Genomic DNA, 16,700 nt, shown 5'->3' with positions numbered 1-16,700 from the left:
TCAGTATTTCGTGTTGCTCAGGCTAATTTGTGGATTAGCGCCAGGAACATGGCGTCGGTCCGGTGCACGTGGGGCCACAGCTGGGCAGTGAGCTCGTGTCCGGCGTCGAGGTGGCCGGTGAGGCTGACGCTGTCCAGCACCGCACCGGCGTCGAGCAGTTCAAGGTCGTCGCGTTTGCGCAGCACATCGCTCACAACTGCGGTCGTTTCCGCCGGGTGCGGCGAACACGTCACGTAGGCCACCACGCCGCCGGGCTTCACGGCGTCCACTGCGGACTTGAGCAGTTCCCGTTGCAGCGGGCCGAGGTCCGTCAGGTCCTTGGGGGTCCGGCGCCAGCGTGATTCCGGCCGGCGGCGCAGGGCGCCCAGGCCGGTGCAGGGCGCATCAACCAGGACACGGTCGAAGCTTTCCGGCATCTCGGTGCCCACCTCGCGGCCGTCCCCGGTGCGCACATGCCAGACTTCGTGCGGGACCGCGGCGAGGGCCTGCCGGACGAGCTTCGCGCGGTGCGCGGCGGGCTCGTTGGCCAGCAGGGTGGCCCCGTGTTCGCGGGCCAGTGCGCCGAGCAGGGCTGCCTTGCCTCCGGGTCCGGCGCACATGTCCAGCCATCGTTCAGCCGGACTTTCCGACCCGGCGGTGCTGTCGCCGGTTCCTCCCTCGCCGGTCCTCGTTGTGCTGCCGCCAAGGTCGACGGCGGCCAGGGCCCGGGCCACGAGCTGGGAGCCAACGTCCTGAACACGGGTGGTGCCTTCCCGCACGGACGCGAGCCGGCCGAGGTCTCCGCCGCTGGAGAGCGCCGAGCCTTCGACGAGTTCCCCGGGTGTGGCGCCGCCTTCGAGCGCCTCGTCCAGGCTGCCGAGCCCGGGCAGCGCCACAAGGTTGACCACGGGAGCGGCATTGTCCGCTTCAAGCAGGTCACCGATTTCGCTGACGGGACGCCCGTGGGCCACCAGGGACTGCCGGAGCGCCCGGACAATCCATTCGGGGTGTGCGTAGCGGATGGCTGCCTTTTTGGTCTCATCCGTCTCATCGCTGAGCAGCAATTCCAGCCACTCCTCAAAGTTTCGGGCTGACACCTTGCGCAACACGGCGTTAATCAGGGTCGATGGCCCGGCGCCGATCACCGCGCGGGCCAGGCCCACTGTCTGGTCCAGCGCCGCGTGGGCGGGGACCCGCATGGCCAGCAACTGGTGCGCCCCGATCCGCAGCGCATCAAGGATCGCCGGGTCCAGCTGGTCCAGAGGCCGGTCCACGCAGCGGGCCAGGATGGCGTCATAGGTTCCCTGGCCACGCAGGGCCCCGTAGCTCAGTTCCGTGGCAAACCCGGCGTCGCGCTTGTCCAGGCCGTGGTGCCGGATCCGGGCGGGGAGGACGAGGTTCGCGTAGGCGTCCTCGGCTGCGACCGCGCGCAGCACTTCGAAGGCCACAAGCCGGGCCGGGTCCGCCCGGCGGGTTCGCTGGGACGGCGCGTTCTCGGTGAAACCGCGCTGCGGACCACGGTTCCGTTCCCGGCCCTGAGCATTCCGATGGCTGCCGTCGCGGCCGCGGCCGCCCTGGCCACCGCTTTGTCCGGCGCCGCGCTGGCCGCCTGAACCGCCGCGCTGGGGGCCGTTGCCCCGGCCGCTCGTCCCGGACTCACTCATTCGAATACCACGCTTTCCAGTGTTGCCTGTCCGCGCGCCCAATCAGCGGCGGTCATCATTTTTTTGCCTGACGGCTGGATCCGGGTGAGTTCCACCGGGTGCGAACCGGTGCCCACCAGCACTCCTTGACCCGCCAGTGCCAGCTGACCCGGTTCCAGGTCGCGGCCCGCTGGCCGCAGCAATACCGGTTCCAGCTTGATCCGCTGGCCGCCGAGGGTAGTCCACGCACCGGGTTCAGGGGTGACCCCGCGCGCCCGTCGTCCGATGGCCAGGGCCGGTTGCTGCCAATCGAGCCGGCCGTCGTCGAGGGTCAGTTTGGGGGCTGCGCTGATGTCGCCCTGCTGCGGCACCGCGGCGGCTTGGCCTGCGTCCACCGCGGACAGGGTCTGGGTCAGCAGCACGGCCCCGCTGTGGGACAGCCGCTCGAGGAGGGCACCGGCGGTGTCCTCCGGCAGGACTGCTTCGGTCAGGGTACCGAACACCGGGCCGGTGTCCAGGCCTTCCTCCAGCAGGAAGGTGACCGCGCCGGTGACGTCGTCGCCGGCGATCAGGGACCGCTGCACGGGAGCCGCGCCGCGCCAGGCCGGCAGCAGAGAGAAATGCAGGTTGATCCAGCCATGGCGGGGAATGTCCAAGGCCACCCGCGGGATGAGCCCGCCGTAGGCCACAATTGCTGCGACGTCCGGGGCGGCAGCCGCTATTTCTGCGGTCACGGCGTCGTCGACTTTCGAGGCATGGATGATCTTGATGCCCAGTTCCGCGGCGCGGGAAGCCACTGGCGACGGCGTCAGCACGCGTTTGCGCCCGAGCGGCGCGTCCGGCCGGGTCAGGACGGCGACAACGTCAAAACCCGCCGCCACCAGCGCATCCAGGGAGGGCACAGCCACGGCCGGTGTTCCGGCAAAAAGGACCCTCACTGGGAGTTGCCGAAAGAGCCGAAACTGCCGGAACCGAAGCTGGTGCCGACTGTCCTGGCCCGTTTCGCCATGGTCTGCTCCGTAATGGAGTCGTAGTTGGCGTTCCGGATCGCGCGCAGTGCGCTCTTGCGGTCTTCGCCCTCCAGCCGGTCGGTGAAGAGGATTCCGTCCAGGTGGTCCGTTTCGTGCTGGAAGGCCCGCGCCAGCATTCCTTCGCCCTCCACCGTGACCGGGTTTCCGTGCAGGTCCACGCCGGTGACACGGGTGTGGCGCCGGCGGCGGACCGGAAAACCAAGACCCGGGATGGAGAGGCACCCCTCAACTTCGTCGGGTTGGAAGTCTGCACTGTTCTCCAGCACAGGGTTGATGATGTGTCCCTCGACGCCGCCGATCCGGTAGGTGAAGACCCGCTGGCTGACGCCGACCTGGGGTGCGGCCAGGCCCGCACCTTCGACGTCTTCCATGGTTTCGGTCATGTCGGCAACAAGCTTCGCCAGCTCAGGCCCGAACTCCGTCACGGGATCGGCAACTGTGCGCAGCACAGGATCCCCGATGATGCGGATATTCAAAATGGCCATGTGCAGTCTGTCCTTACAGTGGGCGGCGATGGGATCCAGTCCAGTTTAGTTGCACATCAGCCCTTGACCCGGACGCGGCCAGCAAATCCGTCCGGGTGGATCGATGGTCTGCTCGCGCGGTGTAGGTGTCCGGTTTGACTGGCTGTGGCTTCCGGATGCCGGGGCTGGTCCGTTCTGAGGGCAGGGAAGCGGGCCGGGATTAGGGCGGGGATCTGCGGTCCGCACGGAGTCGCCAAGGCTGTGTCGCGCAAAATGTCAGACCCCCCGAGCAGAATGTTTATATGGAAGCCAGCAGGGATTTCATCACCGTCCGGGACACGGACCGGCGCGTAACTCCGGCCGGGCAGTCCGGAGTGGATGATGCCCTTGCCACACTCCGCGCAGTGGGCTCGACGGCAGTCGAAGCTGCTGCGGGGCTCGGGTTCGCGTCAGCGTCGGATTTCGCCGGCACCGTAGAGGAGCTCTCGCGGGTCGTGGAGTATTTGCAGGTTGTGGCAACCGGCGCGGTGGAACGGACCCGGAAGCAGGCGGCGGCCACAACAGCAGGCATTGTCGCTGGCAACTCGTGGACCACGGGCTGGCGGGAGGACCCCGGCACCGGGGCCGGCTGCGGCACGGGTGCGGGTGCGGGTGCAGAACCCGAGGTTCGTGCTGCCGGCCGGGAGGTCGCGGCCGGGTTGGAGCGCGCGGCTTGGGGCGAACCGGCACGGCGATCCTTGGACGCTGCGCCGGCCCCGGCTGTTGCGGTGGACGACGGGTACCGGAACGTCACGGAGTTCCTAAGGGCGCGGTTGCGGATCAGCTCCGCGGAGGCCCGGCGCCGGCTCTGCCTCGCCGGAACCCTGTTGCCCCGGCAGGGATTCACCGGGCAGGACCTGCCTGCGCTGCGCGCCGAGCTTGGTGCCACGGTGGCAGCCGGAGAGGTCCCGTCCCGGTCCGCGACCATCATCACCCTGGCCCTGGACCGGGTGCGGCACGTCTGCGACGAGGCAACCGCCGCCCGGATGGAGCACGCGCTGACCCGCACCGCCGCGGACAACGACCCGGACTTCCTCGCCCGCGTGGCCCGAAGCTGGACCGATGCGATTGATCAGGACGGCGCCGAACCCTCCGAAGAACTGCTCCGCCAACTCCAGGGCGCCTTCATCCGCAAACCCCGCCAAGGCCTCGCGCACCTGGAAATCTTCGCGACCACCGAACAGTTCGAGCACCTCCTCACCGTCATGAACACTGCCACCAACCCGCGGACCAGCGCTGCAGTGTACGCCGAAGCGTCAGGTGCATCGGATGCGTCAGGATCGTCGGGTGCGTCAGGAACGTCGGGTGATCCGGGTCTCGGAGGGGCCGCGGCAGCACAGTTGGACCTTCGTTCGCGCCCACAGAGGCTGCTGGACGGCCTGGTCGGAGCCTGCAAGGTCGCCCTCGCCACGGGATCCCTGCCGGCCGCGGGTGGACTCAGGCCGCAGGTTATGGTCACCATCGATTACCGCGGGCTACTGGCCCTGCTCCGAACCAGCCAGGACAGCCGTTCAAACCAGACCAGCCGTGCAAACCGGCAGGCCGGCACCAGTGATTCCGCCGGCCGGACGATGGCCCATACCGGGTCCCTGCTCTTCTCCGGGCCTGTCAACGCCGCCACGGCACGGAAGATCGCCTGCGACGCGGACATCATCCCGGTGCTGCTCGGCAGCGAAGGCAGGGTCCTCGACATCGGCAGGGCCACACGGGTATTCCCGCCGCACATCCGCAAAGCCCTCATCGCCCGCGACCAGGGCTGCGCGTTCCCCGGCTGCACAATCCCGGCGTCCTGGTGCGAGGCCCACCATGTCGACTACTGGTCACGCGGCGGCACTACCGGAACTGACAACGGAACCCTGCTGTGTTCGCACCATCACCATGTAATCCACAAGGAGCAATGGACCATCCAGGTCCGCACCGGGGTTCCCTGGTTCATCCCGCCACCGCACGTCGACCCACGCCAGCAACCCCGGCGCAACACCTACTTCCACCTTGCAAGCACAGAATTCACCGCCAGTTAGCTCTGCCAGGCAGATACACGGCATAGCCACAAGCACGGTGTCGGCTGGCCCATGCACGGCGCATGCGGATTGGTGCCCCGCGTTCCTGCCACCGGGGACCGAATGTTTTAGGGTAGGCCGATGCCTGGCATCCAGGGGTACTGGCTGCCACGTTTGTCACTGGCACGCACCTTCTAGACCCCATCGACTACCGGGAAGTCAAGGCTCGGCTCGAGTCAGCTGGCGGTGGTTGGGTTCGGCCCCCAACTAAAGTTCCTCTTTGGCAGATCCTGAACCGCCTAGCCGACGACGCGGCATATCCTTTGCACGGCTCCGCCGATCCGGGAATTAACGTTTTTGAAACGCCGACCCCTGTTGACTACTCGCCTGATGACTTAAGCGAGCAGAAAGCGGTCTTCGCTCCCAGTGACGTACGGATACCCCTGGCTGGCCTAGATCCAGAGTCCGAGCAGGGTATTCCGAGGCGGCGCCGCGAAATGCCACGCTTGGCTGCGTCCGAACCGCTGTTTCTGCTGACATCCAGGTGGCGGAGTTCCGCAGCGACGCCTGGAAACGATGACGCTGACGTGACGGCGCCCGGAGCCACCTCAGCGGGCTACCGGCGGCGCGATCGGCAGGAGGGCAGTTCCGGCCGCTGTGGTGTCGGCGGACATTTCCCAGACGCGCCGCAGGGCGCAGAACTTCCACCAATGGTGCTTGAGGACGTCAGGGTTGGCGCGCAGCGGACGGACTTCAGTCTGCCCAATCGCCACCGCTAACAGGATCGGGGATTCACCGTGCTGCCAGGCTTCCCACTCCCCTGCCACGGGATCCACCAGGCTTTCCTCGGCCTTCATGCCGGCCACGAGCTGCATCACCACTTTGTCATCGAGTGGTTTGACTGTGCCATCTCGGCTGGTGCCCTTGGTTTTGTAGTCGATGAGGCAGGTGCGGCCGTTAATCCTGGCGACAAGGTCCAAGGTCCCGGCATAGCCTACGGTCTTGTTCCAGACCGTGATTTCCGGGGCAACGGGTTCCACTTGGAAGAGTTCCCACCACTCGTCGAACCTGGCCGCGAAAGCTTCCTCACCGTTCTCGGAGAGGGCCTCGCGGGTTTCCTTCATCTGGTGCGGCCGGCCCAAGGCACGCAAAGCCACTTGCTCACAATAGTTGTGCACCCGGTCTCCGCGTTTCGCGGCATCGTCGCGGTAGGTTCCGGCCGCTTTGGCGGCACGGCTCACCGCCTGGCGAAGCTTGGCCGGACTGCCGAGAATACCGGGCAACCCGGGGTCCTGGGCGAGGCTGTTGGCGCCCATGTAGCCAAACCAGCCGTCCAGGCCATGGGGCTGCTGGCCGATCACTGTGGTAATCGAGGGCACGGAAAACTGCTCCGACGTGGACCGGGCATACATCCGGCCGTGATCCGTGGCGTGGGCAAGAAGTGGGGCGGTCATAACAAGACTCTTTCACGGGGGTAAGACAGTGCAGAACACCGCGATCCGCTCAACCGAGGCTCACACCATGCGGCTCACCAGAACGATCGCCGGTGGCAGGAACTCAGGACGAAGCCCGCAGCATTTAACTGAATGGTCCGCCCCGCTCACTGAGCGGGGCGGACCATTTAGTGCGTGGGCGATACTGGGTTCGAACCAGTGACCTCTTCGGTGTGAACGAAGCGCGCTACCACTGCGCCAATCGCCCCAATGCCATTGAATGCTAGCCCACCCTGAGCAAATTTAGAAATCGGGGCGGCACGCTACCGTGATGGCGCCGTATGCGTCCTTCAACACTGCCCTGCTGAACTGCGGCCCGCTGGGAGGGCCACCGGGCTGCGACCGGAAAAGCCTTCCCTAATTACATGGCTGTAATTCGAAAAAAACCCTAGAATTCAGGGATACAGCGGTCTTGAAGTCAGTCATCGTCGGCTCGATTTGTAAGTTCCCTGAACCTCCTATAGAGTTCTTACTCGTTGGAACGCGAGGAATTGCCGATTGCGGCGGGGATTTGCTGACAATAATGCGGACGTAGCTCAGCTGGTAGAGCACCACCTTGCCAAGGTGGATGTCGCGAGTTCGAATCTCGTCGTCCGCTCGCAGGACACTGTCACGGTAAGGTTCTTTGGAATCGTATCTACACGGTGGGTTGGCCGAGAGGCGAGGCAGCGGCCTGCAAAGCCGTATACACGGGTTCGAATCCCGTACCCACCTCGGTGAAAACCCTGGTTTCCGGTGCAGATCGGATGCAAGGGGCGATTGGCGCAGCGGTAGCGCGCTTCCCTGACACGGAAGAGGTCACTGGTTCGATCCCAGTATCGCCCACCAGAGCAAGGCAACTTGCTTGATGCAGTACCACCGGCCAAGCCGGCATGGACTAAAATGCGGACGTAGCTCAGCTGGTAGAGCACCACCTTGCCAAGGTGGATGTCGCGAGTTCGAATCTCGTCGTCCGCTCTCTTCATTGCAATTCCACTCCGGATACTTCCGGTTGCGGGCGATTGGCGCAGCGGTAGCGCGCTTCCCTGACACGGAAGAGGTCACTGGTTCGATCCCAGTATCGCCCACCACAAGAGCAGCTCCCCCGGAGCTGCTCTTTTTTGTGCCCGGCCCCTTGTCCAGGGTTATAGGGTTAGCGGCCAAAATGCGGGTTATAGGACAAAATGTGTGTCAATGCCGGGCGCGTCAGGTGCGTCCTGCCCATCCTCTTCTGGCCCACAGCCCTTCGTCAGCTCTGAGTCCGGCCCCTCCGGTCTGCTGGCCTGAACGCTGGGAGGAATCGCCTCTTACCCTGTGAGCGGACACCCTTGGCACCCCCGCCAGCTCCGGTTAGGGTAGAAAATGCAGGAGCGATCTGGCTCCACGACCGAAGGGAGGTGCCCGTGGGATTACTTGACGATCTAAAGGGCAAGGCTCAGCAAGTTATTGGTGGCAACGAACGAGCCATCAAGGACGGCATCGAAAAGGCCGGCGACTTCGTCGACTCTAAGACCGGCGGAAAGCACGCCGACAAGATCGATGCCATGCAGCGCGGCGCTTCCGGCTTCGTGGACAAGGCGAACGAGAAGCCCAATACGGCTCCTGTCGCCGATCGAACTCCCGTGGCCGATGAGCCGCCCGCCGCCGGCGAAGACCGCCGGCCAGGCCTCTGACCCAGATACGTCAGCGAGGTGCCGGTCCCGCCGAGAGGCGGTGCCGGCACCTCCGGCGTTTAACGGCTCCGGCGTTTAACGGCTCCGGCGTTTAACGGCTCCGGCGTTTAACGGCGCCTCGACTACACGGACCAACCACTGGCCAAGGCGAGCCCCCTACGGCACGCCAGCGAATGACTCGCCGCAGCTGCGGAGCAGGATTCGCTACGAGGGCTCGCGGTTCTGGCCTTCCCTGGCCAGTGCGGTAAGGCGTGAGACGGCCCGGAAGTACTTCTTTGTATACCCGCCGGTCATCATTTCTTCGGTGAAAAGCTGGTCGAACGGCACACCGCTGGCAAGGATGGGCACGTCTTTGTCGTAGAGCCGGTCCGCGAGTACCACGAACCGCAGCGCCACTGCCTGCTCGGTGATGGTGTGGACGTTTTTCCAGACCACGCCTTCGATCCCGTCGAGCAATTGACGGTAACGGCTCGGGTGGACACCGGCCAGATGGTCGATCAGGGTGCTGAACTCATCGCGCGCCACTGTCTTTCCATGGAACTCCGCCTGCATGCGGTGCGTCAGCTGTTCGTTGGGCAGCGGCTGCGGCGCGGCGGGCAGACCTCGGTGGCGGAAGTCCTCACCATCAATCCGGACCACGTCGAACTGGTCCGCCAGGACCTGGATTTCCCGGGCGAAATCGACGGCGGCAAACCGGCCGTCGCCGAGTGAACCGGGCAGGGTGTTTGAGGTGGCCGCGAGCTTGACCCCGGCGTCGGCCAGTTCGCGCATCAGCCGGGACATCAGCACGGTGTCGCCCGGATCATCGAGCTCAAATTCATCGATGCAGACCAGCTTGTAGTGGCTCAGCGCCTCCACGGTTTTGCGGAAGGAAAGCGCCCCGACCAGGTTTGTGTATTCCACAAAGGTGCCAAACGCCTTGGGCCCCGGGGCGGCGTGCCACAGCGAGGCGAGCAGGTGGGTCTTGCCGACGCCGAAGCCGCCGTCGAGGTAGATCCCCGCCCGGGAGATGTCCTTTTTGCCGAAGAATCGTTTGAAGAGGCCCTCCCCATCGCGCGACCCCACGTTGGCCGCAAAAGCTTCCAGCGCGCCGACGGCGGCACTTTGGCTGGGTTGGGCCGGGTCCGGCCGGTAGCTGGAAAACGACACCTCACCAAAGCGCGGCGACGGATAAAACCCGTTAAGGAGTTCGTCCACTGAAACGGCCGGGGTGCGGGCGGTGAGCTGTTCGATCTGTACCAAGGTGGTCCGTTCTGCTGGTCTCTTGTCCCCAAAAAGAATACCGGCAAAGCGCGCGCCGACTGTCGGCCCGAGGAGTGTAGCCGGACGGCGCGTGACGAAGGCCATATTTCCGTCCGTGAACCAGGGGAGGAAATCCCGGCGGGCCGTGGTTAGTGTTGGAGAAGGCCCGGCGCCGTGCTCGATCCTGCAACGGCCCGGCCTCCTGACCGTTTCAGTGAAAGGCCACCAAATGCCCTACCCCGTTGAGCAGAATGAGAAGTTCGCCGGCTACGCCCACCCCGAGCGCCTAGTGTCCACCGAATGGCTGGCCGCCGCGATCGAATCCGGCGACCTCAACGACGGCCGGCTGGTGGTGGTGGAATCCGACGAGGACGTCCTGCTCTACGAGGTCGGCCACATTTCGGGAGCCGTGAAAATCGACTGGCACACGGACTTGAACGACGAGGTTACCCGCGACTACGTCGACGGCGCGGCGTTTGCTGCCCTCGCGGCGGCGAAGGGAATCTCCCGCGACAGCACAGTTGTCATCTACGGCGACAAATCAAACTGGTGGGCCGCCTACGCCCTCTGGGTCTTCGAGCTCTTTGGCCACAAGGACGTCCGGCTGCTCGACGGAGGCCGGGACAAATGGGTCGCCGAAGGTCGGCACCTCACCACGGACAAGCCTGCCGTCGCCCCGGGCGAGTACCCCGTCGTCGAGCGGAACGACGCTCCGATCCGTGCCTTCAAGGAAGACGTCATGGCACACTTCGGCAAGCCCCTGATCGACGTCCGCTCCACCGAGGAGTACACCGGCCAGCGCACGCATATGCCCGCCTACCCCGAGGAAGGCGCCCTGCGTGGCGGACACATCCCCACTGCGGCGTCCATTCCCTGGGCCCGGGCAGCCGCCGAGGACGGCACCTACCGGACCCGCGCCGAACTTGAGTCGTTGTACCTTGGCGAGGCCGGGCTGAAGGCGGGAGACGATGTTGTGGCGTACTGCCGCATCGGCGAGCGTTCCAGCCACACGTGGTTTGCACTCAAGTACCTGCTGGGCTTTGAGTCAGTGCGCAACTACGACGGCTCCTGGACCGAATGGGGCAACGCGGTCCGCGCCCCGATCGTCAAGGGCGCTGAACGCGGCAGCGCGCCGGCTGCCGGGTAGCCCGCAGGCTGCTCCGGGCTCCGGGCGGAATGCGGGCGCCGAGCGTGCGGAAGCTGGAAGACGTAAGCTGGACGAGATGAATACTCCTGCCCTCCCCACCGCACTGGCCGAAATCGTTGACGACTTCCAGGCCGTCACGGAACCCGACCGGCTCCAACTGCTCCTCGAGTTCTCCCGCGAACTTCCGGAACTTCCGGACCGGCTCAAGGACCACCCGGAGCTGATGGAGCAGGTGGTGGAATGCCAGTCGCCGCTGTATCTGACCATTGAAACGGAGCAGTCCGACGGCGGCGCGGCAGAACGCGTACAACTCTTTTTCAAGGCTCCCCCCGAAGCCCCAACCACCCGCGGCTTTGCGAGTGTCCTGCATGCGGGTCTTGACGGCCTGAGCCCGGCCGAGATCCTGGCAGTCCCGGACGACATGCCCGAACTGCTGGGCCTCACCCGCGCCATCACGCCGCTTCGGATGCGCGGGATGACCGCTATGCTGGGCCGGATCAAACGCAAAGTTGCTGCCCTTCCGCAGCAGCCCTGACCGACGCACGGATCGTATGGCACGCAAGCAAGCTTCACAGGGAACCCCGGCGACCGCCGCGCTAACGGCTGCCGGGGTTCCTTTCCTCGTCCACCCCTACAGCCATGACCCGGCCGCCGCCAGCTACGGGCTGGAAGCCGCGGAGGTACTCGGCGTCGATCCCGCACGCGTGTTCAAAACCCTGATGGTCGACGTCGACGGCCGGCTAGCCGTCGGTGTTGTGCCGGTGAGCGGCAACCTGGACCTCAAGGCGATGGCGGCCGCCCTCGGCGGCAAGAAGGCGGCGATGGCGGACCCCGCGGCGGCCGAACGCCGCACCGGCTACGTTTTGGGCGGCATCTCGCCGCTGGGACAACGGCAGCCCTCCCCCACCGTGGTCGACGCCAGCGCACTGGCCCTGGAAACGATATTTGTCTCCGGCGGTCGGCGCGGCCTGGACCTTGAGCTAAGCCCGGCCGAATTGATCCGGCTTACCGGCGCCCGCACGGCCCGGATCGGCACCGGCAGGAACTAGCCGGCTTCCGCACGCCGGGGGTGCAGAAAAGAGCAATGTTGTCGGCAAACATTGCCGTCAACTGTCAACCCGGCGGGGCTCCGGCTCCGGATTCGGCTGGCCAGGGTTAGGGCGGGGCGCAATCTGCTGCCCCAGCCAAGCCGTGACCAGCCGCTCCCAGCGCTCCGGATCCACATTCCACTCCTTGGTGTGGCGGGCGCGGTCGAAGGTCTCGAAGGTAACCATCTCCGGGTTCTTCTCCGCCAGGGCCGCGGACGGGCCGTAGGGGACGTATTCGTCGTCGACGCTGTGGATGATCAGCGTCGGCGTCCGCAGTTCCACCGCACGGGATACCCAGTCCATCGCCTTCAGGTCCACCGGGGCGGCGAGGCCGGTCAGCCGCCGGCCCAGCTTGTGGCTCATCATAAGCTGCCCGTAGCGGCCGACCGCAGAGGGAATCCTGTTGAGTTCTGCATGGTGCGCCAACACATTCACCCAGTTAATGACCGGGGCATCGAGCACCATCGCGCGGATCAGGGGGTGGTAGCGGGACAAATCGGCGGTCTGGAGGCAGATGGCCCCGCCCATGGACCAGCCAAAGAGCACCACTTCACGGGCGCCGTGGCTGAGGGCAAAGCCGATGGCGGCCTCAACGTCGCGCCACTCGGTGGAGCCCAGACCGTATCGTCCGTCGTTCGCCGAAGGCGCCAGCCCGTCATTGCGGTAGGAAATCAGCAAGCTGGTCAGGCCCAGTTCCCGGGCAGTCGGGACGGCCCGGAGGCATTCCTGCCGGCTCGCCCCCCGGCCATGGACCATGATCGCCCAGATCCCGGACTCGTGCGGGCCCCGGACCAGCCAGGCCGGCGCTGTTCCGCCGTCGACGTCGATGTCCACGTCTTCCGGGGGCAGGCCGATGCTGGCGGGATCCGGGAACGCGGCTCCGCTCCAGTAGCCGCGGCGGGCCGTGCTGAGGTCGCCGCTGTAGACAGCCTCGACTTCCCGCTGCACGGTGCGCTCTGCCGGCGAATAGGACACGATCCGGCCGATCCGGGCGTGTCCGCGTCCGCCGTCGAAGAACAATCCATAGACGCCCTCGACCGTGGACTCGGGCGTCGCGGCGAGGATCACCTGCAACCCGTGTCCGGCCCGGATGACGGCGAGAATTTCCTGGTCCTCGTCCTTGACCTTGGCGGGGGTGATCACGCGGCGGGCGAAATACAGGGCGAGTGCGGAGGATCCGGCAGCCAGCAGCCCGGCCGCTGCACTGCCGCCAATGATGCCGCCGAGGGCCCATTTAGCAATGCCCTGGGCCGAAGCGTCGGTTGCGGTGGCAGCAGCGGAGCGGGTGGCCCGGCCGCGGGCGGCGGGGATCCGGTGCGGATCCGGCAGGAGGCGGAGGGAAGAAGCCATGGCACCATTCTTACCGAAGTCCGCGCCCGGCACGGCATCCGGGGACATCTGGCCGCAAACCGTGCGGGCGTACCGGTGCGCGACTAGGCTGGGGGCATGAGTGATCCAATCGTCATTTTGACAGAAGAGCCCCTCGGCGCGGACGACCGCGTCAACATTGAAACACTGCTCGCCGGAGGTGATACCCCGCTGGTGGTCCTGGTTCCGGCCAGCACGGAGCGGCACCTGCTGGTGGATTTCCTGGAGAATCTCTCCTTGCTGGAAATTTCCAAGGCCTTCCGTGAACTGACGGCACACTCCGACCCTGCGGGGGAACGCGCCGAAGCCGCGGAAACCCTGGCCGCCTCGCTCGCAGCGCTGGCAGGACTCGGCAGCGGCGTGACCGGCGAAATCGTTGAGGGCAAAGCCGTCGACGGAATGGTCGCCCGGGTCAAGGAACTCGGCGCCGGGCAGGCAGTTGTCATCACCCGTCCGCATGCCGTGGCAGACACCTTCCACACGGACTGGGCCACCAAAGCCCAGGACAAGCTGGGTCTTCCGGTCCTGCATCTTTATGCCGGATCGGGATTTATCGGGGACTCCTGAGCGTTACTGAGGCTATGAGCATCTTTACAAACAGGCCAAAAGTCACGCCCGTCAAGGATCCCGCCGCCGAAAGCGCGGGCGGATCCGATGCCGGCAACGCCAGCCCGACGGTGGAAAAATCCGACGAGCAGTGGCGCCAGGAACTGAGTCCGGAGGAGTACCGCGTGCTCCGCCAGGCAGGGACCGAGCGCCCGTACACCGGCGAGTACTGGGACTCCCACACCGCTGGCGTTTACCAGTGCCGCGCCTGCGGCACGGAGCTCTTCACCAGCAAGGAGAAGTTCGATTCGCACTGCGGCTGGCCCTCCTTCTGGGCCCCGCTGGCGGACGGCACCGTCCGGTATATCCATGACCGCACCCAGGGCATGGAGCGTGTGGAAGTCCGCTGCGCCCACTGCGATTCGCACCTGGGGCACGTGTTTGAGGGCGAGGGGTACGGAACCCCGACCGACCAGCGCTTCTGCATCAACTCCGTTTCCCTGAAGCTGGTTTCGGCCGGCGACGCCGGGCAGTAGTCCGCACCGGGTACGGCTGCGACCAGGACCCCCGGCGGCACCGCAGCAGCGGCGCCGCCGGGGGTCCTCTGCAGTGCTCGCCGGTTCGCCCCGCCCGAATCTCCGGGAAGCCCCGCGGCCGCTGGAGCTGGCCGGGGTCCTGCGGTCGGTTTGCCCCAGACTTTCTTATGCTCAAGCTTGTTTTGCGTTAGTACCTCTGTTTGCTTGCTACGCTCGTTTCAGCTACTGACGAGCGACGCTCCCAGCAAACAGAAAGGCGCCAGCTGACGATGACTACCACTGCTGTCACCACCACTGCCCCGATCACGGCCGACTCCCCGGCGTGGATGGAGCTCAAGGCCGCCGCCACCGCGCTGCAGGCACTCCAGGTCCAGGACGGCTCCGTGCCGGAGACCGCCAACCACGAACCGGCCCGCGGATATGTCCGGACGATCTCGTCGTCCATCACGGCTCTCGCGCCGTCCTTTCCGCACGACGCCGACTACCTCACCCTCCTTGTGACCGACTTCGGCCGCTGGGCCGACGGCGGCTTTGGCGTGCCCGATTTCCTGGACTCCCTGCAGGCCTTCCAGCCGCAGCAGCACCGGGTCAACGGCCTGCAGCACCTTGTGGTCTTTCCGATGTACACGCAGAACGGCAGCAGCAACCGCCTGGTCGAGGCCGTCCTGATCGAGGTCATCTGGCCCGAGTTCATTGCCGGGCTGGAGGAGGGCGACTACTCCAACAAGCTCTTCGTGCCGATTCGTTTCCTGGATTTCACCCCCGGTTACAACACCAATTCCGCGGTGCTGTTCCCGGAAACCGTCGCGGTCCGCCAGACTCCTACCTTCACCTGGGGCGCCATCTTTGCCGACCGTGAAGCAGCCCGCTTCCGCCGCGTGCTCAGCGCCGCCGCGGACATCACCTCGCTGCAGCTGCCGGAGGACGCGGCAGCCCTGCTGACGGACCAGGAGCTGACCCAGGAAACCTTTGTGATGTGGGACCTGATCCACGACCGCACCCACATGCGCGGTGACCTGCCCTTCGACCCCTTTATGATCAAGCAGCGGATGCCGTTTTTCCTGTACTCCCTCGAGGAATTGCGCTGCGACCTGACCGCATTCCGCGAATCCGTGAAAATCGAAAAGGACGAGGACGCCGATCCGGAGGCCCGCCGGCACGCCAAGCTGGTCCAGTACGTCGTTATCTTCGACCGGATCTTCCGCTTCGCCATTACCGGCAGCCGGGTGCGCAACTACGACGGTCTGGGTGGCCAGCTGCTCTTTGCCTGGATGCACCAGCACCGCGTCCTGCACTGGACCGACAGTAAACTCAGCATCGACTGGGACGAGGCCGCCGACGTTGTGGTTGAACTCGGCGCCAGGATCGAAGAGCTCTACTGGCGCTCCATCGACCGGCCGAAGATGGCGCACTGGCTGGCCGCGTACGAGCTGATTTCCGGCACCGTCACACCCAACCCTTCGTCCGTCTGGGCCAAAGGTCCGGATGCGCTGCCGCTGGCCGGCCCGCCGCGCGGACTCACCGACCAGGTCCTCGACGACGAGTTCCCGCTCTCGATGTTCTACGAGGCACTTGAGAAGAAAATGCGCCCGGTCATCGAATCCACGGCCGGCATCACGGGCACCTCGGAGACCTCAAATACCAGCACGGCCATGAACGCCGCATGAGCGCCGGACGGCCCCTGAACGTGGTGGTCACCGGCGGCAGCGGCCCGTCCGGAATCGCCGCGGCGCGCGCGCTGACTGGGGCCGGGCACACGGTCTTCACCGTGGGCTCGGACCGGGCCCGGATTGAAGCGGCCGCCGCGGAAGCCGGAAGCGCAGTCACGCCACTGGTGTGCGACCTCGCGGACCTCGCTGCAGTCCGGTCGCTGCACTCCACCGTGCACTCGATGCTGGCCGGAAAAGGCGGGGGCGTCGACGGCGTCATTCATCTGGTGGGCGGCTGGCGCGGCGCCAAGGGCATCACCGACCAGAGCGACGAGGACTGGGACTTCCTGGAACGCGGCGCAATCACCACGCTGCGCAACGTCTCGCGCGTGTTTTATGACGATCTTGCGGCGTCCGACGCCGGCCGCTTCGCCATGGTGTCCTCCACGGCCGTAGGCCGGCCGACGGCTGGCGGTGCCAGTTACGTGGCTGCCAAGGCGGCAGCCGAAGCGTGGACCCTGGCCGTGGCCGACGGTTTCCACCGCGGGCAGGCGGGGGCCGCCGGTCCCGGCAGTGCCGCCGTCCCCGTTGAACAGCACAGCGCGGCGGTGATTTTTGTGGTGAAAGCCCTCGTGGATGCCGCCATGCGCGCGAAGTCGCCGGAACGCACCTTCCCCGGATTCACCGACGTGACGGAACTGGCTGCGGCCGCCGTCGGGCTCTTCACCTCCCCCGCGGCGGAACTCAACGGCCGGCGCGTACTGCTTGGGCAGGTTCCGCAGCCCTGACCGACCCCTTGCGGCTTAGTGCCGGGGCCCGGATC

15 protein-coding genes and 6 tRNA genes are annotated in these 16,700 nt (G+C 66.1%); 14 read left to right on the top strand and 7 right to left on the bottom strand.

Features of this window, described 5'->3' with window-relative positions:
- Positions 1-17 precede the first annotated feature (17 nt).
- From QMG72_RS12580 to def, 3 genes are read right to left on the bottom strand one after another with little or no spacing between them, the layout of a single operon-like run.
- The gene (locus tag QMG72_RS12580; RefSeq protein WP_226773556.1) at positions 18-1,643 is read right to left on the bottom strand and encodes an RsmB/NOP family class I SAM-dependent RNA methyltransferase; all 1,626 of its coding nucleotides are present in this window, start codon (positions 1,641-1,643) and stop codon (positions 18-20) included.
- A complete protein-coding gene (fmt, locus tag QMG72_RS12575) occupies positions 1,640-2,560 on the bottom strand; it encodes a methionyl-tRNA formyltransferase (protein ID WP_283480673.1) in 921 nt (306 codons plus the stop codon). Before fmt ends, QMG72_RS12580 begins: the two co-directional genes overlap by 4 nt.
- Complete coding sequence (def, locus tag QMG72_RS12570; protein WP_283480672.1) at positions 2,557-3,138, bottom strand: peptide deformylase; 582 nt, start codon at positions 3,136-3,138, stop codon at positions 2,557-2,559. The genes fmt and def overlap by 4 nt, the downstream gene beginning before the upstream one ends.
- Positions 3,139-3,419: 281 nt before the next feature.
- Here def and QMG72_RS12565 point away from each other — a divergent pair, with 281 nt between their 5' ends.
- Positions 3,420-5,177 carry an HNH endonuclease signature motif containing protein gene (locus QMG72_RS12565; RefSeq protein WP_226773553.1) on the top strand — a complete coding sequence of 586 codons (1,758 nt, stop codon included), beginning with the start codon at positions 3,420-3,422 and terminating at the stop codon, positions 5,175-5,177.
- Positions 5,178-5,764: 587 nt separating this feature from the next.
- Here QMG72_RS12565 and QMG72_RS12560 read toward each other — a convergent pair.
- Positions 5,765-6,610, bottom strand: a complete 846-nt coding sequence (locus QMG72_RS12560; protein WP_226773552.1) for a cytochrome — start codon at positions 6,608-6,610, stop codon at positions 5,765-5,767.
- 175 nt (positions 6,611-6,785) lie between these two features.
- Positions 6,786-6,857: transfer RNA gene (locus tag QMG72_RS12555), tRNA-Val, on the bottom strand.
- 317 nt (positions 6,858-7,174) lie between these two features.
- Between QMG72_RS12555 and QMG72_RS12550 the strand changes: the two genes are divergently transcribed.
- The 6 genes from QMG72_RS12550 (at position 7,175) to QMG72_RS12525 (ending at position 8,301) form a co-directional block, all read left to right on the top strand.
- Positions 7,175-7,247, top strand: a tRNA-Gly gene (locus tag QMG72_RS12550).
- Between the two features lie 45 nt (positions 7,248-7,292).
- A tRNA-Cys gene (locus QMG72_RS12545) sits at positions 7,293-7,363 on the top strand.
- Positions 7,364-7,402: 39 nt separating this feature from the next.
- Positions 7,403-7,477: transfer RNA gene (locus QMG72_RS12540), tRNA-Val, on the top strand.
- A 56-nt stretch (positions 7,478-7,533) separates the two neighbouring features.
- Positions 7,534-7,606: transfer RNA gene (locus QMG72_RS12535), tRNA-Gly, on the top strand.
- 38 nt (positions 7,607-7,644) lie between these two features.
- Positions 7,645-7,719: transfer RNA gene (locus tag QMG72_RS12530), tRNA-Val, on the top strand.
- 312 nt (positions 7,720-8,031) lie between these two features.
- Entirely contained in the window at positions 8,032-8,301 is a 270-nt protein-coding gene (locus tag QMG72_RS12525; protein WP_282359829.1) for an antitoxin, read from the top strand.
- A 204-nt stretch (positions 8,302-8,505) separates the two neighbouring features.
- Here the strand turns inward: QMG72_RS12525 and zapE are convergent, their stop codons facing one another.
- Positions 8,506-9,543 (bottom strand): cell division protein ZapE, encoded by a 1,038-nt coding sequence (gene zapE / locus QMG72_RS12520; RefSeq protein WP_226773564.1) that lies wholly within the window; start codon positions 9,541-9,543, stop codon positions 8,506-8,508.
- A 229-nt stretch (positions 9,544-9,772) separates the two neighbouring features.
- Here zapE and QMG72_RS12515 point away from each other — a divergent pair, with 229 nt between their 5' ends.
- From QMG72_RS12515 to ybaK, 3 genes are all read left to right on the top strand, one after another.
- The gene (locus tag QMG72_RS12515) at positions 9,773-10,690 is read left to right on the top strand and encodes a sulfurtransferase (RefSeq protein ID WP_226773550.1); all 918 of its coding nucleotides are present in this window, start codon (positions 9,773-9,775) and stop codon (positions 10,688-10,690) included.
- Positions 10,691-10,766: 76 nt separating this feature from the next.
- Positions 10,767-11,225, top strand: a complete 459-nt coding sequence (locus QMG72_RS12510; RefSeq protein WP_226773549.1) for a SufE family protein — start codon at positions 10,767-10,769, stop codon at positions 11,223-11,225.
- A 16-nt stretch (positions 11,226-11,241) separates the two neighbouring features.
- Positions 11,242-11,739, top strand: a complete 498-nt coding sequence (ybaK, locus tag QMG72_RS12505; protein ID WP_226773548.1) for a Cys-tRNA(Pro) deacylase — start codon at positions 11,242-11,244, stop codon at positions 11,737-11,739.
- A 57-nt stretch (positions 11,740-11,796) separates the two neighbouring features.
- Here the strand turns inward: ybaK and QMG72_RS12500 are convergent, their stop codons facing one another.
- Positions 11,797-13,128, bottom strand: coding sequence for an alpha/beta hydrolase family protein (locus tag QMG72_RS12500; protein WP_226773547.1), 1,332 nt, complete (start codon positions 13,126-13,128; stop codon positions 11,797-11,799).
- Positions 13,129-13,224: 96 nt separating this feature from the next.
- On the opposite strand from QMG72_RS12500, the gene QMG72_RS12495 reads away from it, so the two are divergent.
- From QMG72_RS12495 to QMG72_RS12480, 4 genes are all read left to right on the top strand, one after another.
- Positions 13,225-13,713, top strand: coding sequence for a hypothetical protein (locus QMG72_RS12495; RefSeq protein WP_226773546.1), 489 nt, complete (start codon positions 13,225-13,227; stop codon positions 13,711-13,713).
- Between the two features lie 14 nt (positions 13,714-13,727).
- Positions 13,728-14,228 (top strand): peptide-methionine (R)-S-oxide reductase MsrB, encoded by a 501-nt coding sequence (msrB, locus tag QMG72_RS12490; RefSeq protein ID WP_226773545.1) that lies wholly within the window; start codon positions 13,728-13,730, stop codon positions 14,226-14,228.
- Between the two features lie 269 nt (positions 14,229-14,497).
- Positions 14,498-15,895, top strand: a complete 1,398-nt coding sequence (locus QMG72_RS12485; protein ID WP_283480671.1) for a DUF6421 family protein — start codon at positions 14,498-14,500, stop codon at positions 15,893-15,895.
- The gene (locus QMG72_RS12480) at positions 15,892-16,665 is read left to right on the top strand and encodes an SDR family NAD(P)-dependent oxidoreductase (RefSeq protein WP_282359831.1); all 774 of its coding nucleotides are present in this window, start codon (positions 15,892-15,894) and stop codon (positions 16,663-16,665) included. The genes QMG72_RS12485 and QMG72_RS12480 overlap by 4 nt, the downstream gene beginning before the upstream one ends.
- Positions 16,666-16,700 lie beyond the last annotated feature (35 nt).

This window comes from Pseudarthrobacter sp. PH31-O2 (genome assembly GCF_030063265.1).
In the GTDB taxonomy this organism is placed as follows: domain Bacteria; phylum Actinomycetota; class Actinomycetes; order Actinomycetales; family Micrococcaceae; genus Arthrobacter.
Note: the sequence above shows the minus strand (reverse complement) of the source record. Positions and strands in the feature narration are given on the sequence as shown.

What these genes read in the sequence shown, in the direction of transcription:
- ybaK (WP_226773548.1), top strand. Translation starts at nt 11,242, where the DNA reads ATGGCACGCAAGCAAGCTTCACAGGGAACCCCGGCGACCGCCGCGCTA.
- QMG72_RS12485 (WP_283480671.1), top strand. Translation starts at nt 14,498, where the DNA reads ATGACTACCACTGCTGTCACCACCACTGCCCCGATCACGGCCGACTCC.
- msrB (WP_226773545.1), top strand. Translation starts at nt 13,728, where the DNA reads ATGAGCATCTTTACAAACAGGCCAAAAGTCACGCCCGTCAAGGATCCC.
- QMG72_RS12580 (WP_226773556.1), bottom strand. Translation starts at nt 1,643, where the DNA reads ATGAGTGAGTCCGGGACGAGCGGCCGGGGCAACGGCCCCCAGCGCGGC.
- def (WP_283480672.1), bottom strand. Translation starts at nt 3,138, where the DNA reads ATGGCCATTTTGAATATCCGCATCATCGGGGATCCTGTGCTGCGCACA.
- QMG72_RS12560 (WP_226773552.1), bottom strand. Translation starts at nt 6,610, where the DNA reads ATGACCGCCCCACTTCTTGCCCACGCCACGGATCACGGCCGGATGTAT.
- QMG72_RS12510 (WP_226773549.1), top strand. Translation starts at nt 10,767, where the DNA reads ATGAATACTCCTGCCCTCCCCACCGCACTGGCCGAAATCGTTGACGAC.
- QMG72_RS12515 (WP_226773550.1), top strand. Translation starts at nt 9,773, where the DNA reads ATGCCCTACCCCGTTGAGCAGAATGAGAAGTTCGCCGGCTACGCCCAC.
- QMG72_RS12495 (WP_226773546.1), top strand. Translation starts at nt 13,225, where the DNA reads ATGAGTGATCCAATCGTCATTTTGACAGAAGAGCCCCTCGGCGCGGAC.
- QMG72_RS12480 (WP_282359831.1), top strand. Translation starts at nt 15,892, where the DNA reads ATGAGCGCCGGACGGCCCCTGAACGTGGTGGTCACCGGCGGCAGCGGC.
- QMG72_RS12500 (WP_226773547.1), bottom strand. Translation starts at nt 13,128, where the DNA reads ATGGCTTCTTCCCTCCGCCTCCTGCCGGATCCGCACCGGATCCCCGCC.
- QMG72_RS12565 (WP_226773553.1), top strand. Translation starts at nt 3,420, where the DNA reads ATGGAAGCCAGCAGGGATTTCATCACCGTCCGGGACACGGACCGGCGC.